The following is a 664-nucleotide window of genomic DNA, read 5'->3' on the forward strand; positions in this document are numbered from 1 at the left end:
TGCATTTTTAAAAAAATCGCGAGGATGTGCATTATTTCTGACCCTAAAGCCGCCAGATACTTTTGCAATTATTGATACAGCCCATGGCAGTAAGCTCGCTACCACCATCGCCCAAATGGCAGACGCAACTTTATCAGAAACCAAGTCAAAAAATGCACTGATCATTATATAAGTCCTTAGCCTGCAATCACTTCAAAATCATGGGTGATATTAACCCCACCCGCGACCAGCATACGACTGGCTGAGCAGTATTTTTCTGCGGATAAATGAATGGCTTTTTCAACCTGTTTGTCTTTAATGTCTTGACCAGTAACCACAAAATGCAGGTGAATATCGGTGTAAACGGCTGGTGTGGTTTCGGCGCGCTGCGCAGTTAGCTCACAACGCACATCCGTCACTGCTTGACGTGATTTTTGGAGAATTGACACCACATCATAGCTCGCACAACCACCCAATCCTAGTAAGACTAGCTCCATTGGGCTTGAGCCTTTTTCTTTGTCCGCATCGATTTGTACGTTATGTCCTGATGGTGACACGCCCATAAAGGCTTTGTTCTCTTGCCATGTGACGCTTGCTTTTGATTCTGACATTGTGAATGTTCCTTACTTTAATTGGCATATCGCCTATTTTTATTGTTTGAAATATATGCAGCTTTGCTAGTGTA

1 protein-coding gene is annotated in these 664 nt (G+C 43.2%); it reads right to left on the bottom strand.

Going from position 1 to position 664, the window contains the following annotated elements:
• Positions 1–176 precede the first annotated feature (176 nt).
• Positions 177–590: an OsmC family protein gene (locus ACS8FC_RS18170; RefSeq protein WP_075106436.1), complete on the bottom strand. Its 414-nt coding sequence runs from the start codon at positions 588–590 to the stop codon at positions 177–179.
• Positions 591–664: the final 74 nt, after the last annotated feature.

The sequence above is a fragment of the Psychrobacter sp. 1Y4 genome (assembly GCF_051847555.1).

Excerpts from the sequence above, each read along its gene's own strand:
- ACS8FC_RS18170 (WP_075106436.1), bottom strand. The coding sequence starts at position 590 with ATGTCAGAATCAAAAGCAAGCGTCACATGGCAAGAGAACAAAGCCTTT.